The organism is Aeromonas sp. FDAARGOS 1415 (genome assembly GCF_019048365.1).
Lineage (GTDB): Bacteria > Pseudomonadota > Gammaproteobacteria > Enterobacterales > Aeromonadaceae > Aeromonas > Aeromonas taiwanensis.
Genome location: NZ_CP077363.1, coordinates 895354 through 914858, shown reverse-complemented (window position 1 = coordinate 914858; position 19505 = coordinate 895354). Strand labels below are relative to the sequence as shown.

Annotated in this window: 19 protein-coding genes; 6 read left to right on the top strand and 13 right to left on the bottom strand. The window is 67.2% G+C overall.

What is annotated here, in order from left to right; genetic code table 11:
* Positions 1–3: 3 nt before the first annotated feature.
* From I6L45_RS04375 to I6L45_RS04365, 3 genes are all read right to left on the bottom strand, one after another.
* Positions 4–630, bottom strand: a complete 627-nt coding sequence (locus I6L45_RS04375; RefSeq protein ID WP_216984172.1) for a glutathione S-transferase family protein — start codon at positions 628–630, stop codon at positions 4–6.
* A 106-nt stretch (positions 631–736) separates the two neighbouring features.
* On the bottom strand, positions 737–2005 hold the full coding sequence (locus tag I6L45_RS04370) for an O-acetylhomoserine aminocarboxypropyltransferase/cysteine synthase family protein (RefSeq protein ID WP_216983541.1): 1269 nt from the start codon (positions 2003–2005) through the stop codon (positions 737–739).
* A 129-nt stretch (positions 2006–2134) separates the two neighbouring features.
* Entirely contained in the window at positions 2135–2311 is a 177-nt protein-coding gene (locus I6L45_RS04365) for a hypothetical protein (protein ID WP_134695307.1), read from the bottom strand.
* 100 nt (positions 2312–2411) lie between these two features.
* On the opposite strand from I6L45_RS04365, the gene sgrR reads away from it, so the two are divergent.
* From sgrR to I6L45_RS04350, 3 genes are read left to right on the top strand one after another with little or no spacing between them, the layout of a single operon-like run.
* On the top strand, positions 2412–4151 hold the full coding sequence (gene sgrR / locus I6L45_RS04360) for an HTH-type transcriptional regulator SgrR (protein ID WP_216983540.1): 1740 nt from the start codon (positions 2412–2414) through the stop codon (positions 4149–4151).
* Positions 4152–4201: 50 nt separating this feature from the next.
* Positions 4202–4597 carry a thioesterase family protein gene (locus I6L45_RS04355; RefSeq protein ID WP_210549394.1) on the top strand — a complete coding sequence of 132 codons (396 nt, stop codon included), beginning with the start codon at positions 4202–4204 and terminating at the stop codon, positions 4595–4597.
* A 30-nt stretch (positions 4598–4627) separates the two neighbouring features.
* Positions 4628–5329, top strand: a complete 702-nt coding sequence (locus tag I6L45_RS04350) for a hypothetical protein (RefSeq protein ID WP_216983539.1) — start codon at positions 4628–4630, stop codon at positions 5327–5329.
* 144 nt (positions 5330–5473) lie between these two features.
* On the opposite strand, the gene I6L45_RS04345 is transcribed toward I6L45_RS04350, so the two are convergent.
* Together I6L45_RS04345 and I6L45_RS04340 are read right to left on the bottom strand one after the other, a co-directional pair.
* Positions 5474–6229, bottom strand: coding sequence for a lipase secretion chaperone (locus tag I6L45_RS04345; RefSeq protein WP_216983538.1), 756 nt, complete (start codon positions 6227–6229; stop codon positions 5474–5476).
* Positions 6226–7137, bottom strand: coding sequence for a triacylglycerol lipase (locus I6L45_RS04340; RefSeq protein ID WP_216983537.1), 912 nt, complete (start codon positions 7135–7137; stop codon positions 6226–6228). Before I6L45_RS04340 ends, I6L45_RS04345 begins: the two co-directional genes overlap by 4 nt.
* 279 nt (positions 7138–7416) lie before the next feature.
* Here I6L45_RS04340 and I6L45_RS04335 point away from each other — a divergent pair, with 279 nt between their 5' ends.
* Complete coding sequence (locus tag I6L45_RS04335) at positions 7417–7842, top strand: hypothetical protein (protein ID WP_216984171.1); 426 nt, start codon at positions 7417–7419, stop codon at positions 7840–7842.
* 23 nt (positions 7843–7865) lie between these two features.
* Entirely contained in the window at positions 7866–8486 is a 621-nt protein-coding gene (locus tag I6L45_RS04330; RefSeq protein ID WP_216983536.1) for a superoxide dismutase, read from the top strand.
* A gap of 77 nt (positions 8487–8563) precedes the next feature.
* Here the strand turns inward: I6L45_RS04330 and I6L45_RS04325 are convergent, their stop codons facing one another.
* The 7 genes from I6L45_RS04325 to I6L45_RS04295 all read right to left on the bottom strand — a co-directional run bounded on the left by I6L45_RS04325 (position 8564) and on the right by I6L45_RS04295 (position 16714).
* On the bottom strand, positions 8564–9472 hold the full coding sequence (locus tag I6L45_RS04325) for a vancomycin high temperature exclusion protein (protein ID WP_216983535.1): 909 nt from the start codon (positions 9470–9472) through the stop codon (positions 8564–8566).
* A 166-nt stretch (positions 9473–9638) separates the two neighbouring features.
* Entirely contained in the window at positions 9639–11072 is a 1434-nt protein-coding gene (locus I6L45_RS04320; protein WP_254204369.1) for an AMP-binding protein, read from the bottom strand.
* Complete coding sequence (menC, locus tag I6L45_RS04315; RefSeq protein ID WP_216983534.1) at positions 11065–11994, bottom strand: o-succinylbenzoate synthase; 930 nt, start codon at positions 11992–11994, stop codon at positions 11065–11067. The genes I6L45_RS04320 and menC overlap by 8 nt, the downstream gene beginning before the upstream one ends.
* A complete protein-coding gene (gene menB / locus I6L45_RS04310; RefSeq protein WP_197068469.1) occupies positions 11994–12842 on the bottom strand; it encodes a 1,4-dihydroxy-2-naphthoyl-CoA synthase in 849 nt (282 codons plus the stop codon). Before menB ends, menC begins: the two co-directional genes overlap by 1 nt.
* A gap of 4 nt (positions 12843–12846) precedes the next feature.
* Entirely contained in the window at positions 12847–13614 is a 768-nt protein-coding gene (gene menH, locus I6L45_RS04305; RefSeq protein WP_216983533.1) for a 2-succinyl-6-hydroxy-2,4-cyclohexadiene-1-carboxylate synthase, read from the bottom strand.
* The gene (gene menD / locus I6L45_RS04300) at positions 13604–15349 is read right to left on the bottom strand and encodes a 2-succinyl-5-enolpyruvyl-6-hydroxy-3-cyclohexene-1-carboxylic-acid synthase (protein ID WP_216983532.1); all 1746 of its coding nucleotides are present in this window, start codon (positions 15347–15349) and stop codon (positions 13604–13606) included. The genes menH and menD overlap by 11 nt, the downstream gene beginning before the upstream one ends.
* 33 nt (positions 15350–15382) lie before the next feature.
* Positions 15383–16714, bottom strand: coding sequence for an isochorismate synthase MenF (locus I6L45_RS04295; RefSeq protein ID WP_216983531.1), 1332 nt, complete (start codon positions 16712–16714; stop codon positions 15383–15385).
* 209 nt (positions 16715–16923) lie between these two features.
* On the opposite strand from I6L45_RS04295, the gene I6L45_RS04290 reads away from it, so the two are divergent.
* Positions 16924–17829 carry a 1,4-dihydroxy-2-naphthoate polyprenyltransferase gene (locus I6L45_RS04290; protein ID WP_216983530.1) on the top strand — a complete coding sequence of 302 codons (906 nt, stop codon included), beginning with the start codon at positions 16924–16926 and terminating at the stop codon, positions 17827–17829.
* 91 nt (positions 17830–17920) lie between these two features.
* On the opposite strand, the gene I6L45_RS04285 is transcribed toward I6L45_RS04290, so the two are convergent.
* A complete protein-coding gene (locus I6L45_RS04285; RefSeq protein ID WP_216983529.1) occupies positions 17921–19321 on the bottom strand; it encodes a PepSY domain-containing protein in 1401 nt (466 codons plus the stop codon).
* Positions 19322–19505 lie beyond the last annotated feature (184 nt).

Sequence of the window (19505 nt, the reverse complement as noted above, 5' to 3'; positions counted from 1 at the left end):
GGATCAGGCGCTCTTGTCCAGTTCGTGCTCGAGGGCCGCCGCCTTCTGGCGGGCCGGGTGGGTGTTGAGCCGCTGCCAGTAGGCCTGCAGGTGCGGGAACTGGTCCAGCTGGCCGCTCTGGGCCAGCAGATCCACCAGGAAGGAGTTCAGGATGTCGGCACCGGTGAGGCGATCGGCCACCAGGTAGCGGCGGTTCGCCAGCACCTCGTTGAGGTAGCCCAGCACCTTGGCGCACTCGGCTTTGGCGTAGTCCGGCAGGAAGCGCATCGGGCTGCCGTCCTTGCGCACGAAGATGTCGAGCAGCAGCGGCAGAATGCCGGAGCTCTCGGCGAAGTGGAGCCACTGCAGGTATTCGGCATACTCCGGGCTGTCGGTGGCCGGCGCCAGCCGTTCCGGGGCGTGGCGGGCGATCAGATACTCTGTGATGGCGCCCGATTCGGCCAGCACCCGGCCGTCGAACTCGATGACCGGCGACTTGCCGAGGGGATGGACGGCCTTGAGCTCGGGGGGCGCCAGAAAGGTGGTGGCGTCGCGCTGGTAGGCCTTGATCTCATAGGGCAGGTCCAGCTCTTCGAGCAGCCAGATGATGCGCTGGGAGCGGGATTTGTTCAGGTGGTGCAGGACTATCATGGGAACCTCGACGGGATGACGGAAGGGCATGATACGCACCGGCATGGAAACCGGTTCACCGGTTCACAGAAGAAAAGAGCGGGGCTGCCCCCGCTCTGCTGCTGGCTCAGGCCTCCAGCGCCTGATCCAGGTCTGCCAGTATGTCCTCGATGGCCTCGATCCCCACCGACAGCCGGATCATCTCAGGTTTCACCCCGGCCTTGGCCTGCTCCTCTTCGCTGAGCTGACGGTGGGTGGTGGAGGCGGGGTGACAGGCCAGGGACTTGGCATCCCCGATGTTGACCAGCCGCTTGAAGATCTTGAGCGCATCGTAGAAGCGCACTCCCGCCTCGTAGCCCTCCTTCAGGCCGAAGGAGAGGATGGCGGACGGGCGACCTGCCATGTACTTCTCCGCGAGGGGATAGTGGGGATGGCCCGGCAGGCCGGCGTAGCTGACCCAGGCCACCTTGGGGTGGTGCTTGAGGTGGTGGGCCACCCGCAGGGCGTTGTCCACGTGGCGCTCCATGCGCAGGCTGAGGGTCTCCAGCCCTTGCAGCAGCAGGAAGGCGTTCATGGGGGCGAGCGCCGCGCCGGTGTTGCGCAGGGGCACGGTGCGCACCCGGCCGATGAAGGCGGCAGGGCCGAAGGCCTCGGTGTAGACCACACCGTGGTAGGAGGGCTCGGGCCGGGTGAGCTGGGGGAAGCGTGCTGCGTGATCCGCCCAGGGGAACTTGCCCGCGTCGACGATGACGCCCCCCAGGGAGTTGCCGTGGCCGCCGACATATTTGGTCAGGCTGTGCACCACGATGTCGGCGCCGTGCTCGATGGGCTTGCACAAGACCGGGGTAGCGACCGTGTTGTCGACGATGAGGGGCACGCCGCGGGCATGGGCCGCCTTGGCCAGAGCCGCGATGTCGACGATGTTGCCCGCCGGGTTGCCGATGCTCTCGCAGTAGACCGCCTTGGTCCTGTCGTCGATGAGGGCGGCGATGGCCTCGGCGCTGTCATCCCTGGCGAAGCGTACCTCGACCCCGAAGCTTGGCAGCATGTGGGCGAAAAGGGTGTAGGTGCCGCCATAGAGCTGGGGCGTCGAGACGATGTTGTCCCCGGCGGCGGTCAGCGCCTGGATGGCGTAGGTGATGGCGGCGGAACCCGCCGAGACCACCAGGCCGGCGATCCCCCCTTCCAGGGCGGCCATCCGCTGTTCCAGCACGTCGTTGGTCGGGTTCATGATGCGGGTGTAGATGTTGCCCGGCACCGCCAGGTTGAACAGATCCGCCCCGTGCTGGGCGCTCTCGAACTCGTAGGCCACCGTCTGGTAGATGGGCACGGCCACCGCCTTGGTGGTGGGGTCGTTGGCAAAGCCGTGGTGCAGGGCCAGGGTCGCATCTTTCATCACACACTCCTTGTTGGATGTCGCCATCATGGATGGATAGACGTCCAATCTAGCAGGCCCGGCGCCGATGTAAACCACCCAATCCGGCAAAGCTATGCCGGAGAACGCCATGGCCCGTCCGGAGCTCGTTCAGAGGCGGCGGCGATATTCCCGATCGTCTATCTGGTGCATGTCCCACTGCATCAGGCGGTTGAGCTGGCTCATGGGATCCTCGACCAGTGCCAGGGGACGGGGCAGGATCCGCAGGAAGTAGCGACGCAGGGTTTGCTGGATCCGGTTCGGCTTGAGGGGGGTGGCTTGGCTCATGATGGTACTCCTGTGCTGTGGTGTTCACGTTCGCCAGCAGTATTGAGCTAAAATGAGGAAGTAAAAACTGATGACTTTAAGCAATGGGATTTCCTCTTTTATGCCCAGCAGCCGCCTCTACCAGCAATTCCAACGGCTCGCCCAGCAGCTTGGCGGCGACGAGCGGGAGACAAGCCTCGCCGAGGTGGCGGATCTGCTCTGCTGCACCCCGCGCAACGCCCGCCTGCTGCTGCGCCGGATGCAGGAGCAGGGCTGGCTCGACTGGTCGGCCGAGGCCGGGCGGGGGCGGCGATCCCGGCTCACCCTGCTGGACAACCAGGAGAGCCTGACCCGCCGGCGGCTACGGGATCTGCTGAGCCAGGGCCAGCTCGCCCAGGCGGTGCGGCTGGCGGAGGATAGGCTGGATCTGCTCACCCCGCTGCTCATCGAGCAGCTCGGCCAGGCCACCCGGGAGGGGCGCCAGATCCTGCGGGTGCCTTACTACCGGCCCTTGCCGCGCCTGCTGCCCACCGATCCCCTGCGCCGCTCCGAGGTGCACCTGAGTCGCCAGATCTTCAACGGCCTGACCCGGCGAAATGAGGAAAATGGGGAAATCGAGGGGGATCTCGCCCACCACTGGGAGTGTCTGGGCCCCTGCCACTGGCGCTTCTACCTGAGGCCGGCGGTGCGCTTCCACCACGGTCGCATGCTGGCGGTGGAGGACGTGATGGAGAGCCTGCAGGAGCTGCGGGATCGCCCATTGTTTGCCCATCTCGTCCGGCTGGAGAGCCCCTGGCCCCGCACCCTGGATCTGCACCTCGACAGCCCGGATCCCCTGCTGCCCCATCTGCTGGCGGAGCCGGTGGCGGCCATCCTGCCCCGCGAGCTCAAGGGGGAGCCGGGCTTTGCCCTGCAGCCGGTGGGGACGGGCCCTTATCGGGTGACCACCAACGATCCCCTGCACCTGTGTCTGGAGGCATTCGACGACTACTTCGGCCTGCGGGCTCTGCTCGACGAGATCGACATCTGGATGCTGCCGGAGCTGGCGGATCGGCTGGAGAGTCACCTGCGGCTCGGCAGCGACAGCCCGGAGCTCGGCACCATGCGCGGCGAGTCCGAGCTCGAATCCGGCTGCTACTTCCTGCTTCAGGATGACAGATCCGCACAACTGCAGGATCCCGCCCTGCGCCAGTGGCTGAGCCGGCTGCTCAACCCCATCGCCCTGATGGCACGGGTCGCCCCCGAGCTGCAGCGGGGCTGGACCAGCGCCCTGGGCCTGCTGCCCCACTGGCGCGAGGCCCTGCCTGCCCCCGAGCCCGCCCCGGCCTGTTTGCCGACCCGCCTGGTGCTGGCCTGCTTCAACCAGCACCTGGAGTTTGAGGAGTGCGCCGGCGCCATGAGCAGCCTGCTGGCAGAGCAGGGCATAACGCTCGAGGTGCGCACCCTGGACTATGGCCACTGGGTGAGCGGGGCGGACGAGGACGTGGATCTCTGGCTCGGCACCCTCAACCTGGAGCACGAACACGCCTTCGCCTCCTATGCCTGGCTGCAGGGGACACCGCTGCTGCGCAGGGTGTGGGGTAAACGACAGGCCCTGTGGCAGGGATTGACGCAGTGGCGCGCCAGCGGCGTCGAGCCCGGCCCCCGGGCCCTGCTGGCCGAGGTGCAGCGCCAGGGCTGGTTCGTGCCGCTGTTTCACCACTGGCTGGAGCTGGAGAGCCGGGTCGGCGTGCACGGGGTGCGGATGACGGCCCTCGGCTGGTTCGATTTTCGCAGCGCCTGGCTAAGACCCGAGCAGGAGATGGCGGCGGCGGAAACCGGAGGAGGCTCTCACCCCCTGACCGGAACGCTTGAGTCGTGAGGGTTGGCGCGCTAGCCTGTGCGCGGTCCTACGACAAGGAGTCGATACCCATGCTGGAAATGCAGATCCAACCCCGTTTTCAGGAGACGGACGCCCTCGGCCACATCAACAATACGGTGCCGGCGGTCTGGTTTGAATCGGCCCGTGATCCCCTGTTTCGCCTCTTTTCCCCCGAGCTGGATGTGCACGACTGGCATCTGATCATCGCGGGCTACACGGTGCAGTTCAAACGGGAGCTCTTCTATGGCCAGCAGGTGTCGATCAGGACGGGAGTGCGCCGCATCGGCAGCAGCTCCTTCACGGTCTGGCAGGAGGCCTGGCAGGACGGCGAGCTGGCCGTGACGGCCGAGACGACCCTGATCCATTTTGACTACCGGACCCGCCAGTCCATCCCCCTGAGCGACGCTCACCGGGAGGGGTTGCGGGCCTGGTTGGTAGAGAGTTAATCCGGCCTGCGGGCCCATCACAGGACAACTATGCGCAACACCCTGATCGCTCTGACGCTGGGACTCTGTTCCCTGCCGTCTCTGGCCGCCACGCTGGCGGAGCAGTTCACCCTGATGGAGAAGGGGGCCGACAGCGCCCTCGACACCCGGCTGTTCAGCCATGACGGCGTCGACATCAAGGCCTGGATCGACGGCACCCCCGTCATCATCGCCGTGCCCATCATGAACGAGCAGGGCAAGCAGGAGGGGGAGAGCCGCTACTACTTCAAGGGCGGCAAGCTGTTCGGGGTGAAGGAACCTGCCGCCCAGTTCGCCTTCGACGACAATGGCAAGCTGACCCGGTGGCTGGACGACAAGGGCCAGCCGGCCGAGTTCGTCAGCAAGATGAGCATGCAGCAGCGCGAGGCCTGGCTCACCAAACGATCCGCCGAACTGGGGGCGCTGTTTGCAGCTAGCCCCGCCGAGGAGAAGGCAGACAAGGGGGGCGTCAAGCTCAAGGGCGCCGAGCTTGCCCATTGGCTCTGCAACGGCAAGCTGATGACGCTCGCCGGCGGGGACAAGGTGACCTTCGAGCAGGGCAAGCTCAAGACGACTGCCGAGGGTATCGAGGGGGAGGTCTCCCTGCGCCGGGAGAAGGGATGGCAGGATCTCTGCCTCACCTGCGAGGTGCAGGGCAACCGGGTGACCCGCCTTACCTGGCAGCCGCTGCCGGGGGCCAACAAGCCTCAGTGAGTACGGCTGCAGCATGAAGCAAGGGGGCCGTCGGGCCCCCTTGTCGTTGTGGTCTATTCCCCTCCAGGCAGCCGCTGCCGGGGTCAACAAGCCGCAATAAGCGTGACAGTATCAAAGCGAGGGGGCCCGGGTGTGGGCCCCTTTTCATTGCGCCGATGACTCGCCCAGCTTGAGCCGGGTGAGGGCCTCCACCCGTCGCCACTGACCGGGTTCGAACCAGCGCGCCAGTATCTCCTGCTGCTGGCTGGCCCGCGCCTCGGCAGGCAGGGGGGCCAGCTCCGCCAGATAGCCCGTGAGACGCTGCTCGAACAGCTGCTGGCTCTGGGCGAGCTGGTGCAGCCTGTCCACCGCCTCGGGGCCGAGCCGCTCCAGCAACACGGCATCCCGCTCGGCCGGGGGCGCCTGCTCCAGGCGCTGCAGATCCCCGAGCAGACGGCCATTGGCCTCCGCCTCCTGAAACCACTGGGGCTGCTCTGCCAGCCAGAGCGCGAGTTCCTGGCTCAGGGGTCCCTTGTCGGCATCGTCCGCCTCCGCCAGCGCCTTGCGCTTCATGGTCCACTGCTCCATCAGCCGATCCTCGGCAAACAGCCTGGTCTGCTCGGCCGGGCTGAAGTGTTGCCGGCGTAGCCGCTCCCGTTCGTCAAATAGCTGCTGCAGGCTGGCCAGGCCGGGATCCGTCGGCACGGTCAGCCCCCCTTCAGCCCGCAGAAACTGCCGGTAGCGGGCAAGCAGCGGATCCTCTTCCCCCGTCTCCCCCTGTGCGAGGCGCTGGGCCAGCTGGTGGCGCAGGGCACCGCGCTCCGGGGCCGCTGCCAGGTCGGGGGCGGGGGCAGGCCAGAACAGGACGCCTCCCAGGAGGAGGGCACCCAGGGCGAGGGCGCCTGGCAGCAGGCCTCTCATAGCCCCAGCCCCTGCAGCCGGTTGGCATGCTGGCGATAGAGGCTGACCGGATCGGTGTCGAACAGGTGGTGGATGCCGAAGGACTGGTTCACCTCGTCCAGGTGGTTCATCCGGTAGCCGGTGCCGATCACCTTGCCGAGATGGCTGCTGCAGACCCCCACCAGGCCGTCATTGGGTTCGCCGAAGAAGGTGCCGGTCAGCGCCAGGGCCGGATCCACCGGATCCAGGATGTTGGTCATGTTGCCGCGCCCGCTCCAGGAGAAGTAGTAGACCCCGTTGGCGGCCAGCATGGGCCCCTCGCCGCAATGCTGGTCGGGGAGCCCTTCCGGGTAGCGCTGGTTGAAGCGCCGGGCACCTTCGCTGGTCAGGGCGTCGAGGGAGGCGAGGGGATCCTGGGGCAGATCGGCACCTCCGGAGAGCAGGGAGATGACCCCGGAGAGTGCCGAGGCGGCGGCCACCGCCAGCTGCTCGGCCGCCGAACCCGGCGCCACCTTGGCGCGCACCAGGTCGGCGATTTCAGAGCCCTGGTTGACCCCCCCCACGCTGGTGGCGGAAGCGACCAGCTCGGGGGCGACCGAGGCGACGTAGCGAATGGTGGGGCCGCCGTGGGAGTGGCCGATGAGGTTCACCTTCTCAGCCCCGGTGATGGCGAGCACCTGCTGCACCTGCCTGAGCAGCTGCTCGCCGCGCAGCTCCGAGCTCTGGGTCGCGGAGACCTGGGCCACGAAGACCCGGGCACCGTCCCGGGTGAGGGCCTGAGGAATGCCGTAAAAGTAATCGACCCCCAGCAGCCGGTCAAAGCCGAACAGGCCGTGCACCAGCACTATGGGGTAGCGGGTCTGGGTATAACCCGCGCTCTGCCCCAGCATGGGCAGGGTGCACAAGAGCATCAAGAGCCATCTCTTCATCTTCACCGTCCTTGTGAAAATCGGCTGCCCATCCGGCAGCGACCGGCATCATGCCAGTGTCACCAGCATGGTATGCGAACTCAAATGCATCTGTGGATGGGATCACTAAACCGGGCATTGTGGGAACCTCCTCCCCATATGGGCGAGGCGGTGGCGCCAACCAGATCTTGTGTTCATGACCAGTTCAAGTTAAATAATAATTATTATCATTTAAGTGGTCAAATCATGACGGGAACCTGGGTGAAGGGGTGGATCGGCACCACGGAGGCGGACAGCAGCATGGCGCACTGGAAGGGGCAGACCCTGAGTGGCAACCGCCATTTCGAGGCGGGGGAGCACGCCAGGGCGCTCGACTGCTACCAGCAGGCCCTGTGGCTGGCTCGCCAGCAGTTTGCCAGCTGGCCGGATGCCGACGAGGCAGTGGCAGCCCTGGTGGTGGCCCACCACAACCTGGCGGATCTGCTGGTGGCCATGACGCTGCCAGAGCGGGCGGCCGATCTGCTGTGCCACATCCACGACTGCCTGCTTGCCACCAGCCAGTCTCCCGCGAGCTCCGAGGTGCTGCGGGCTGCGGCCCAGCGTCACAGCCGCAGCACCCGCACCGAGCTGCTTGCCTTCGTGCGCAGGCACGGTCACCACGACGGCATACAGCATTGCCTGGGTCAATGCCACTGCCAGGCCGGGCCCGCCCATCAACTGCATTGAATCCAACACGAGAGAGAACGAACATGAGCCATACCCTGCCCGCCCTTGCCTATGCCTATGCCTATGACGCCCTGGAGCCCCATATCGACGCGCTGACCATGGAGATCCATCACAGCCGCCATCACCAGACCTATGTCACCAACCTCAATGCCGCCCTGGCCGATCTGCCGGAGCTGGCTGCCCTGCCGTTGGAGGCCCTGCTGGCCAGCGTCGACAGCCTGCCAGCCGCGGTGCAGGGGGCGGTGCGCAATCACGGTGGCGGCCATGCCAACCACAGCCTGTTCTGGCAGGTGATGAGTCCGCAAGGGGGCGGTGAGCCGACGGGTGAGCTGGCCGCGGCGATCCAGCGGGATCTGGGCGGGCAGGAGGCCTTCAGGCAGGCCTTCACCCAGGCGGCCCTGAGTCGCTTTGGCAGTGGCTGGGCCTGGCTGGTGGTGGACGAGACGGGCAAGCTGCAGGTGGTGAGCAGCGCCAACCAGGACAGCCCCCTGATGGACGGGCTGGTGCCCATCCTGGGGCTGGACGTGTGGGAGCACGCCTACTACCTCAAGTACCAGAACAAGCGTCCCGACTACATTGCCGCGTTTTACAACGTCATCGACTGGCCCGAGGTGGCGCGGCGCTACCGTGGGGCGCTGGCATAAAGCTGGCGGATGTGCCTGACGTACCCAATGAAGAGACCCGCCAATCGGCGGGTCTCTTCATTTGCTGGGCTCGGGGATCAGTCGGTCGCGCTGGTCGGTGCCGCCGCACTGGTGGGGCTGGTGGCACTGGTCGGGGTCGCGCCGCTGGCGGGGGCAATGGCCTGGGTGGCCGCACTGGTGGCCACGGCGCCGCTGGTTGATACGCTGGCGGCGGGATCGGTTGCCGGCACCCGGGATGGCGGGGGCAGGCAGGGCTGGCTCGCCCCTATGGTGCTCAGGGACTGGCAGGGGGCGGGGGCGCCGATGACGATGGGCTCGCCGAGGAACTTGGGCCCCTTGTCCAGCACGTAGAGGTCGAGCAGTCCCATCAGGCGGGCGAACACCTCGCGTACCCGGGTCTTGATGCCCTGGTAGGCGCTGGGATCCACGGCGTTGAAGCCGACCGCCTCGATGCCGAAGTGGCGGGCGATGAAGATGGCGCGCTCGTTGTGGAAGGCCTGGGAGACCACGGTGAAGTGGCTCTGGCCGAATACCTCCTTGGCCCGGACGATGGAGTCCAGGGTGCGAAAACCGGCGTAGTCGCTGTAGATGGCGCTGGCCGGGATGCCGGCCTGGATCAGGGCTCGCCGCATCTGGCGCGGCTCGTTGTACTGCACGGTGGCGTTGTCGCCGGAGACCAGGATGTAGTCCACCTTGCCGTTGTTGTAGAGCTCGGCGGCGGCCTTGATCCTGTACTTGAAGTAGTGGTTCGGGCTGCCGCCGATCAGGTATTTGGAGGTGCCGAGCACCAGGGCGACCCGGTTGTAGGGCACCGCATCGACGTCGTCATAGGTGTAGTGACGGGCGTCGGAGACGGTCCACTCGCTGTAGCCGAGCAGGGCGGCGGCGAAGGCCAGCAACAGGCAGAGGCAGGCGAGCAGGATCTTGGCAAACTTCTTCATGCGCGGTGCGGTTCGGGTCTGAAGTAAGAGATGACAGGGGGCCATTCTATTACAAGTTGCCGCGGCGCGTCAGGTCTGATGGCGGTGAAGGGAGTCACTCGGGCAGAGGTTGTCGCATGACGGGAGTGGCTAACTGCTTGATCCTGTCCCGCTTAACATCCTCCAATCAAAAGGGCGGCCATGGCCACCCTTGGGAATCGATGCCAGCGTCTCAGTGGGAAGAGTCGTTGGCCTGCGCGGCCAGCAGGGTGCGGGAGGGTTTCAGGTTGCCGCCGAGATCCGGCCAGGGGAGCCACTGGTCCGGCACCATAAAGCCGGGTAACGACAGTCTGATCCAGGCGGCCAGCTCGGCAGGGGGGACAGGTTCGCCGTGCCAGTCGATAAAGGCGGCGGGGCGCTGGCCCCACTCCTCGCTCGGCACCGGTACCACCAGGGCCTGGGCCACGGCGGGGTGATCCACCAGCCGCTGCTCTATGGTCTCGGGCTGGATGTTCTCTCCCCCGGAGATGAAGAGGTTGTCGAGGCGCCCCTCCACCACCAGCTCGCCGCCTGTGGTGAGGTAGCCCTTGTCCCGGGTGTGGAACCAGCCGTCCTGATCGAGGGGCAGCGCCAGCGCGCCGTCCCTGAAATAGCCCGCAAACAGGGTCTCGCCGCGCACGCAGATCTCCCCCTGACGGATGCAGACCTCCCGCCCCGGCAGGGGCAGGCCCACCACGCCGGCCCCGGCGGGTTGGCCGGTACAGACCTGGCTGCCCATCTCGGAGAGGCCGTAGCTCACCTTGGGTACCAGCCCCATGGCGGTCAGCCGCGCCACCAGGGGCGCCGGGATGGCGGCGCCCCCGAGCAGCAGCTCGCGCAATCGGGTGCGGGCGGGATCGAACCCCTGCGCCAGCAGGCGCCAGAGCTGGGTTGGCACCAGAGAGAGGTGGGTGATGGGTTGGCGCTCGAGCCGCTCCCCGAGGGGGCGGCCGCGATCGTCCAGCACCAGGGCGGCCCCCGCGAGGAAGACCCGGAAGAGGATGGCGTAGCCGCCGACGTGGAACAGCGGCAGGGAGAGCAGCCAGCCGCAGCGCTCATCGAGCGGGATCTGGCTGGTGGACCCCCGCGCCGAGGCCAGGTGGTTCGCCAGTCGGTGTACCACCGCCTTGGGCGTGCCGCTGGAGCCCGAGGTGAGGATCATGTTGTTGAGCCGCGCCGGCACCAGCCAGACGGGCTCCTCGTCCATCTCCTGCTCGGCCGTGAAGTCCAGCCGCAGTGCCTGCCAGGGGCCGGTCGGGATCTCGCCAGCCGACCAGCAGGCGGCCACGTCAAGCTGGCGCGCCAGTTCGGCCTGCCTGGCAACGGGGAAGGCGGGGTTGAGGGGGCAGAAGACGAGGCCGGTGCGCACGCAGGACCAGGCCAGCAGGACATCTTCCAGGGCCCCGCGCACCACGGCGGCGAGGCGGTCTCCGGCCTTCAAGCCCGCCTGTTCCAGCTGCTGGCACAGGGCGTTGAGCCGTGCATCCAGCTGCCGGTAGCCGAGGGTCAAATCCGGATGAGAGGCGCCGTGGAGGGCGATGCGGTCGGGTGCAACCCGTGCCCAGTGGCGTACCGGGCAGGGTTCGACGGGGTGAGGCTCCGGCGACAGGCTTTTCCGGTCAGTCACGGTGGAACAGGGGCTCCATCTTGCCGGGATCGGGTTGACCCTGCGGGTCCAGCAGATCCCCGGCCAGCCAGCGCCGGGTGTCGAGGCCGGGGGCCTGATCCGGTGCCCACTCTCCCGCGAGGCGGGCGAGCTGGCCCAGACCCACTCCGGACTCGAAGCAGGAGGAGACGATGACCTTGAGGCGCAGCTCCCGGGCGCGGGCCACCAGGGCCTCGCAGCGGGTCAGGGACCCGAGCAGGGTCGGCTTGAGCACCAGGGCGCGCAGCTGGGGGATGGGCTCCCAGGCCTTGCCCTGGGCCAGCAGCTCGTCCAGCGCCACCGGCATGCCGGTGCGGCTGGCGACGAAGGCGATGTCCTCGAAGTCGGCGCAGAGATCTTCCAGATATTCGATCCGGTTCGGATCCAGGTGGCCGCAGAAGGCCCAGGCCTCCTCGCGGGTCCAGCCCTGGTTGGCATCCAGCACCAGCTTGAGATTGGGGCGCCTGTCGAGCAGCAGGCGGATCAGGGCCAGCTCGTCCCGCATGGGGTAGCGGGCCACCTTGAGCTTGGCCTTGAGGGGCGTCTCGTGCAGCCACTGCTTCCAGTTCTTGAGCAGCTCCTGGGGAGAGCCCTGAATGAGCGGATAGGGCTCGGGCAGTGGGGCGCCCTGCTCGGGCCAGTGACGGTGCGCGCAGTCCAGGCCGAACTGCACCGAGGGCAGCCGGGGGGCCGTGGTCTGCCCCCGTGCCAGCCTGGCGAGGCAGTCGAGGGCTTCCGCCTCGGCCTCGGCCAGGGTCTCTCTGGAGAAGCCGGGCAGGGGGGCTATCTCCCCCCAGCCGTTGCCGATGCGCACCAGCAGGCCCTCTCGCGCCACCTCCACCTTGCCGTGAAAGGTCAGGGGCTGGGTAAAGGGCAGCTGGTAGCGATAGAGGGCGAGTGTCATCAGGGATTCCGCTTGTATTTGGAGAAGTCGGGACGGCGTTTCTCGTTGAACGCGTTGCGCCCTTCCTGACCCTCTTCGGTCATGTAGAACAGCATGGTGGCATTGCCCGCCAGCTCCTGCAACCCGGCCTGGCCGTCGCAGTCGGCGTTCAGGGCGGCCTTCAGGCAGCGCAGCGCCATCGGGCTGTGTTGCAGCATCTCGCGGCACCAGCGCACGGTTTCACGCTCCAGCTCGGCGACCGGCACGACGGTGTTGACCAGCCCCATGTCGAGGGCCTGCTTGGCGTCATACAGACGGCACAGGAACCAGATCTCGCGGGCCTTCTTCTGGCCGACGATGCGCGCCATGTAGGAGGCACCCCAGCCGCCGTCGAAGGAACCCACTTTCGGGCCGGTCTGGCCGAACTGGGCATTGTCGGCGGCGATGGTCAGGTCGCACATCATGTGCAGCACGTGGCCGCCACCGACCGCGTAGCCGGCCACCATGGCCACCACGGGTTTCGGGCAGGTGCGGATGTCGCGCTGGAAGTCGAGCACGTTGAGGTGATGGGTGCCTTCATCATCCTTGTAGCCACCGTAGTCGCCACGGATCTTCTGGTCACCGCCGGCGCAGAAGGCCTGCTCGCCGAAGCCGGTGAGGATGATGGTGCCCACCTGATCGTCGTAGCGGGCATCGGCCAGGGCCTGCAGCATCTCCTTCACGGTGCGGGGGCGGAAGGCGTTGCGCACCTGGGGACGGTTGATGGTGATCTTGGCAATGCCATCCCGGGACTTGTGATAGAGGATGTCCTCGTAACCGGCGGAGCAGTCTTGCCACTCGACAGGGGCGTAGAGCTCGGCTTCCGTCATCGCTTCAATCATGGATCTTCTCTTCTGGTTGGTTGACCCACTCCCGCAGGAGCCGGGCAAAGGTATCGGGCTGGCCGGCGTGCAGGTTGTGCCCGCCTTCCAGAGCCAAGTGTTTGATATTGCAGCCTTGCTTTACCAGCTGGCAAGCCAGGCCATGGAATTTGTGATCCCGGTTGCCGGAGACCCAGCACACCGGCAGCCCGGTTTCCCCGAGCCAGGGGGCGAGGCTCGGCTGCCTGCCCAGGGAGGTGGCCCGCAGCATGGCGGCCACGGCCCGGCCGTCGTTGCCAAGGCGCCGGGCAGCCTGACGGGCCCGGGCTGCGTCGTCCAGATCGGCGAACACCCCTTGCAGATACCAGTCTGCCAGCACCTCTGTCAGGGGCTCGCTCTCGAATCGTCGGGCCCAGGCCTCGTCGTGGGCCAGGCGCGCGGCGCGCTCCCCGGCGGGCAGGCCGGGATGGCAGTTCTCCAGCAGCAGGGCTTGCAGCCCCGCCGGGGACTGGCTGGCGTGATAGAGGGCGAGGCGTCCACCCAGGGAATAGCCCACCAGGCGGTAGCGACGGATGCCACGGGCGGCGAGCTCGTCGCAGAGCCAGCGATGGGCCTCGTCAAAGCCGCTCACCCGCAGTGCCCGGTTGCGGCCGTGGCCCGGCAGATCCAGGGGATGGCATTCGACATCGGGCAGGGCCCGGATGACGGGCTGCCAGTCGTCGGCGTCGCCGAGCAGACCGTGCAGCAGCACCAGGACTGGCCGGTCAGCGTTAGACGCCACGGATAGCCGCTCCCAGCGCCTTGAGATCCTCGGCGACTTCACTGCTCGGCACCTTGATTTCAATCAGGGTAACCCCGCTTTGCAGCGCAGCGGCGTAGTCCCGTTCAAATTCTGCGAGGGTGGTCGGCGCCCGGTACTGCAGGCCGAACATGGCGGCGGCGTGCTCGAAGTGCAGGCCGTGGGGCAGGCAGTAGTAGGTCTCCAGCAGTGCGTCTTTGGTCGGCACCGGCAGCATGCGGAAGATGCTGCCGCCGTCGTTGTTGAGCAGGATCACCACCATAGGGTGGCTCCCCTTGCCGAGCAGGGCCAGGCTGTTGAGGTCGTGCAGGGCGCTGAGATCCCCGAGCAGCAGGGTGGTGGGCTCGTCGCTGTCCGGCCGGACCGACTGGGCGAAGCCATGGGCGGTGGCGATGAGACCGTCGATGCCGGAGGCGCCGCGGTTGGTCATCACCCGGCTGGGGCCGTGACCCGCCTCGCCCAGCATGTCCATCAGCCGGGCCGGCATGCTGTTGCCGACAAACAGCTGGCCCCGAATGAGCCGATTCAGGCGATGGCAGACCCCGAGCTCGGAGAAGCGATCGCAGGCGGCCCGGATCTGCTGGCTGATGCCCTGCTGGCGTTCCGCCAGCCTGTGCCAGGGTTGCTGCGGATTTGCCACCGGATGGGCTGCGGCAAAGGCGTCGGGTTCGCACACCAGGCGCCGGCGCAGCCGGTAGTCGGGGTCGAGCCGGGCCGGCTGCGGATCCACCAGCCAGTAATCCTGCCAGGGGTGCTGCTTGATGAACTGGCCGAGGCGCTTGGAGATGAGGCGGGCGCCAAATTGCAGCAGTACTTCGGCGCGGGCCAGCTCGGTCACGAAGCCGCTGTTCTGCAGGGCGAGGTCCGTGTGCACCAGATTGCGGGTGTCGAAGCGGATCTGGCTCTGCAAGTCCGCCAGCAGCGGCCAGCCGAGCCGCTCGGCCAGCGCGGCGACCGCCTTGCCTTGCGCAGGATCCTGGATGCGCCCGGCGACGATGACGCCGCGCCTGCCGGTGAGGCTGTCCCAGTCGGGTTGACGGGGGCAGTGCTGTTCGCTCTGCTGCCAGGGACTCCAGGGCTCGCTCGAGTGGAGCCAGTCCCCGAGGGGGGCCAGATAGGCGGAGAAGTCCAGGTAGGCATCGCCGGGATAGAGGGGCTCGGGGTACATGCAGTTGAAGTGTACCGGCCCCGGCGTATGCGCCTGCCGGGCCAGCGCCTGATCCACCGAGCTCAGCACGAAGGCGGCCGGGATGCTAGGGGTGGGGCTCGGCAGGTTCTGCTGGTGGACGGGGTAGCGGCCGAAGATCCCCTGCTGGTCGATGGCCTGGTTGGCCCCGTTGTCGATGAGCTCGGGTGGCCGGTCGGCGGAGAGAATGATGAGCGGCACGCCGGTCAGCTGGGCCTCGGCCACTGCGGGCCAGAGGTTGGCCACCGCCGTGCCCGAGGTCATGATCACCGCCACCGGGCGACCGCTCCCCTTGGCCAGCCCCAGCGCCATGAAGCCCAGACCCCGCTCGTCAAAATGCAGGTGACGGCGAAACCCCGGGTGGGCGGCGGCGGCCATGGTGAGCGGCGCCGAGCGCGAGCCGGAGGCCAGGGCGATGTCGCGCACGCCGAGGCGATAGAGCTCTTCCAGCAAGAGGGAGGACCAGACGTGGTTGAAGGTGGCATGGTGGCTGGCAAAGGCGGGATGCGCGGACACTTGGCTGGCGGACATGGGGCTCTCGCAGTGAGGAAACGGTGAGAAACGCTATCCCAACAGGGAGAGCACGTTGGCGATCTTGTTGTCGAGTTCGGCCCACTCGGCGGCAGGCTCCGAGCCCGCCACTATGCCGGCACCGGCAAACAGGCTGATGCGCTGCCCCCTGATCCGGGCGCTGCGAATGGCGACCGCAAACTCCGAGGTTTCCCGGCTCAGCATGCCGCAGGCACCGGCATACCAGCCGCGATCATAGGGTTCGAACTCGCGGATGAAGGCGAGCGCCGCCTCCCGTGGGGCGCCACCCACGGCGGGGGTGGGGTGCAGCGCGGCCAGCAGCTGCCAGTCGCACACGCCGGGCTTGAGCTCGGCCTCGATGTCGCACTTGAGGTGCTGCAGCAGCCGCAGTTTCAGGATGCGCGGCTCGGTCAGGGTGGCATCGGTGGTGAGGGGGGCCAGACGGTTGAGAATGTCGGCGTGGACCAGCCGGTTCTCCAGCCGGTTCTTGTTGTCGGCCAGCAGCTCGGCGGCCAGGGCCGCATCGGTCGCTTCGTCGCCGGAGCGGCGAATGGTGCCCGCCAGCGCCTCGGTGAAGAGGTGGCCGCGCTCCCGGCGGTAGAGGCGCTCGGGGGAGCAGGAGATGAAGCTTTGCTCGGGGGAGAACTGGAAGCCGAAGTGGAAGCACTCCTGGGCCAGGCTTGCCCACTGGGTCAGCAGGGACCAGGGGCAGAGGGGGGCCTCCTTCTGCTCGCTTTCGAGCAGGCTCTCCCGCGACAGCACCACCTTGGGGGTGCGGGCCTGGAAGCCGGGATCCGTCACCCGCGTCACCAGGGTCTGCCACTGGGCCTGGCCCGGCACATCCCGGCGCTGCCATGGCCGCTTCTGCAGCACAGGCAGGGGGGCCTCAGGTTGCAGCGCATCGAGGGCGGACTCGGCCGCCTGCAGCTCGGCCTCGAACTCGGCGCCGTGGGCCGGGTCGGGCAGCCAGAGGTTGAGACACAGGCTGGTGCACTCCCCCCGGCGCACCAGCTCGACGCGGGGCAGCACAAAGCGGCAGGGACCGAAGCCCTGCCAGCCCGGCTGATCCGGGTCGAACGCCAGGCCGCCGTAATAGCGGGGGCTGTCTTCGCTGCCGGCGGCGGCGAGATCGCAGACCCGCTGGATCTCCTCCGGCCGGGTCAGCTCATGGATGGCGCCGAGCGCGACATACTCCGGGCTCTGCTGCCCTCTGGCCTGCCAGTAGATACGGGGGTAGAGGGTCTGGGCCGCCAGCCAGCCCGGGAAGGCGTCGACGCTGGCCGCCACGCGCAGGCGCACGAAACCGCTGACATTGCTGTGACGCAGGGCGTCCAGTTGTTGCTTGAGATGGGTCTGAGCCAACATGGATGTCTTGTCTGAGCCGGATAGTCGCGCTCGCTCTGGGGGAGGATGGCGCAGGTTGATGCCAAAGGGCGATGATTTCCTATATATTATCTGCCCATTCTTCCATGTAAATTGCCCGAGGGAGCCCAGCCCCCACGGAGCCAAGTATACCTAAATCCGGTTCGATAACCCTTAACACGATCAATATCCGATCGTTTGGCCATCACAATATGACTAATACCCTCTCTGTTTGGTTGCTGGCGGCGCGTTTGCGAACTTTGCCCCTGGCGTGCTCCTCCATTCTGCTGGGCTCGGGGCTCGCAGCCAGTCGGGGTGCCTTCGATGGCACCATCATGGGTCTCTCTCTGCTGACCGCCATCCTGCTGCAGATCCTCTCCAACCTGGCCAACGACTACGGGGATGCGGTCTCCGGCGCCGACAACGGGGAGCGGATCGGCCCCCAGCGCGCCGTGGTCTCCGGCCTCATCACCAAGAAGCAGATGTGCGTGGCCATGGGGCTGACCGCCCTGGCGGCCGTGGTGAGCGGGCTGGCCCTGCTGGCCTGCGCGTTTGGCGAGGAGTGGCGGCAGATCCTGGCCTTCATCCTGCTGGGGGGCGCAGCCATCGTCGCGGCCATCACCTACACGGTGGGCAAGACCCCCTACGGCTATCGCGGCTTCGGGGATATCTCGGTGTTCCTCTTCTTCGGCCTGTTGGGGGTGCTCGGCTCCTACTACCTCTTCACCCATAGCCTGGCGTGGGACCTGCTGCTGCCAGCCACCGCCTGTGGTCTGCTGGCCACCGCCGTGCTCAACATCAACAACGTGCGCGACATCGAGACCGATGCCGCCAGCGGCAAGATCACCCTGGCGGTGCGCCTGGGTCGCAACCGCGCCATCGCCTATCACTGGGTACTGCTGGGGGCGGCGCTGCTGGTCACCATCGCCTTCATCCTGACCCAGCCCGCCAGCGTCTGGCCCTGGATCTTCCTGCCCGCCATGAAGCCGCTGACCGATGCGGCCAGGACACTGCGAGAGAGTTTCGATGGTGAGGTGCTGACAGGTGCTCTCAAGAAGACCGCCATCAGCGCCTTCCTCTACAGCCTGCTGCTCTCCATCGGGCTGGCGCTCTCCTGAGTCGCGACCTTGTTTGGCAATGAAGAAAGGCTCCCGCAGGGGAGCCTTTTTGCTGGCGGGTGCGTCAGGTTGCGTTAACCCTGGCCTGCGACTAGCTGGCCCGTGCCAGTCGGGAGGCCCGACGGCGAGCGAAGAGCAGGCTGTCCAGCAGCCAGATCACCAGCATGGAGCCGCCCACCAGGGGGAAGCAGATCCCGAGCACCACCAGCACGGCGATGGCACCGCCCATGGGGGGCAGGGTTGCCGGCAGGGGCGGGGCGGCGAGGCGGCCGCTGGGGCGGCGGCGCCACCAGATCCAGAGCCCACTCACCGAGCTGGCCAGTATCATCAGGCAGATGATCAGCATGACGAGCTGGTGGGGCCAGCCATACATCTTGCCCATGTGCAGCATGACGCCTGTCTCCACCGTCTTGGCGAGCGGGCTGTAATCCTGCCAGCGCACGTCGGCCAGCACCTCGCCGCTGTACTGGTCGATGTGCAGGGTGGCGTCGTTGCGCGGATCATCGGCAAAGATGGCGATGGTGTAGACGCCGGTGTCGCCGGCGGGCGGGGTGATGCTGTAACCCGGGCTGACCCGGCGCTCGGTGGCGATGTCGACCACCCGTTGCAGCGGAATGCGGTGGCTGGCCATGACCATGCCCTCGTGTCCGCCGCCATGGTCCATGGCGCTGTGATCATGGCTCTCTGGCTGGGGTTGCGAGCTCGGCATGGGCAGGGTCTCGGTCCCCCAGGGCAGGGTCTGCTCGTGGGCATGGTTGAGGCTGCGGCCGAGGGGGGCCGACTTGGGCACCTCGTTCCACATGGCGGCGGGGAAACGGTTCCAGAGGTCGGCGAACTGGCTGCCCCAGAAGCCGGTCCAGGTCATGCCGCTCAAGAGCAGCAGCAGCAGGAAGCCCGCCCCCCAGAAGCCGACCACGGCGTGCAGATCGCGCCACCAGAGGCGACCGTGCTGGCTGCGGCGCGGCCAGAGGATGCCGCCCATCCCCGGCCCCTTGCGGGGCCACCAGAGATAGAGCCCGCTGATGAGCAACACGATCCCCCAGCCAGCGGCGAGTTCGATCAGGCGATCCCCCGTGGTGCCGAGCATCAGCTCCGCGTGCAGGGCGCGGGCCACCGCCTGCAGATTCCACCTGTTGTCCATGGTGCCGAGCAGGGCGCCGGTGGCCGGATCCAGGAAGAGGGTCAGCTCCTGGCCGTCACGCATGACGATGAGCTGGGCGCTCGCGTCCTCCGCCGCCGGGGGCAGATATTTGCGCAGGCTGGCATCCGGCATGGCGATCTGCGCCTTGGCCAGGAGCGCATCGGCACTCAGGGAGTGGGTCGCGGGCGTCACCTTCATCAGCTCGGGATACATGAGGTTGTCCAGCTGGGGTTTGTACAGATAGACGATGCCGGTGAGGGAGAGCAGGATCAGGAAGGGGGCGACGAAGAGGCCGGCATAGAAATGCCAGCGCCAGATCCTTTGGTAACAGGCGGTGTCTTGGTGCTTCATCGTGGGTCCCCGGGTGGATGCCAAAAGGTTTCAGTTGGTGGAATGTTTTGAGTCGGCGCGGATGATAGCAGCAACGTTTTGTTAACTGCAACCGCAAAAATGGGCCGATATGGGTCCTTAAATGTTGCCGGGTTGCGGTGTTTCGCGAGGGATGACGACCGGTTTTCGCCGGGGCAAGGGCGGG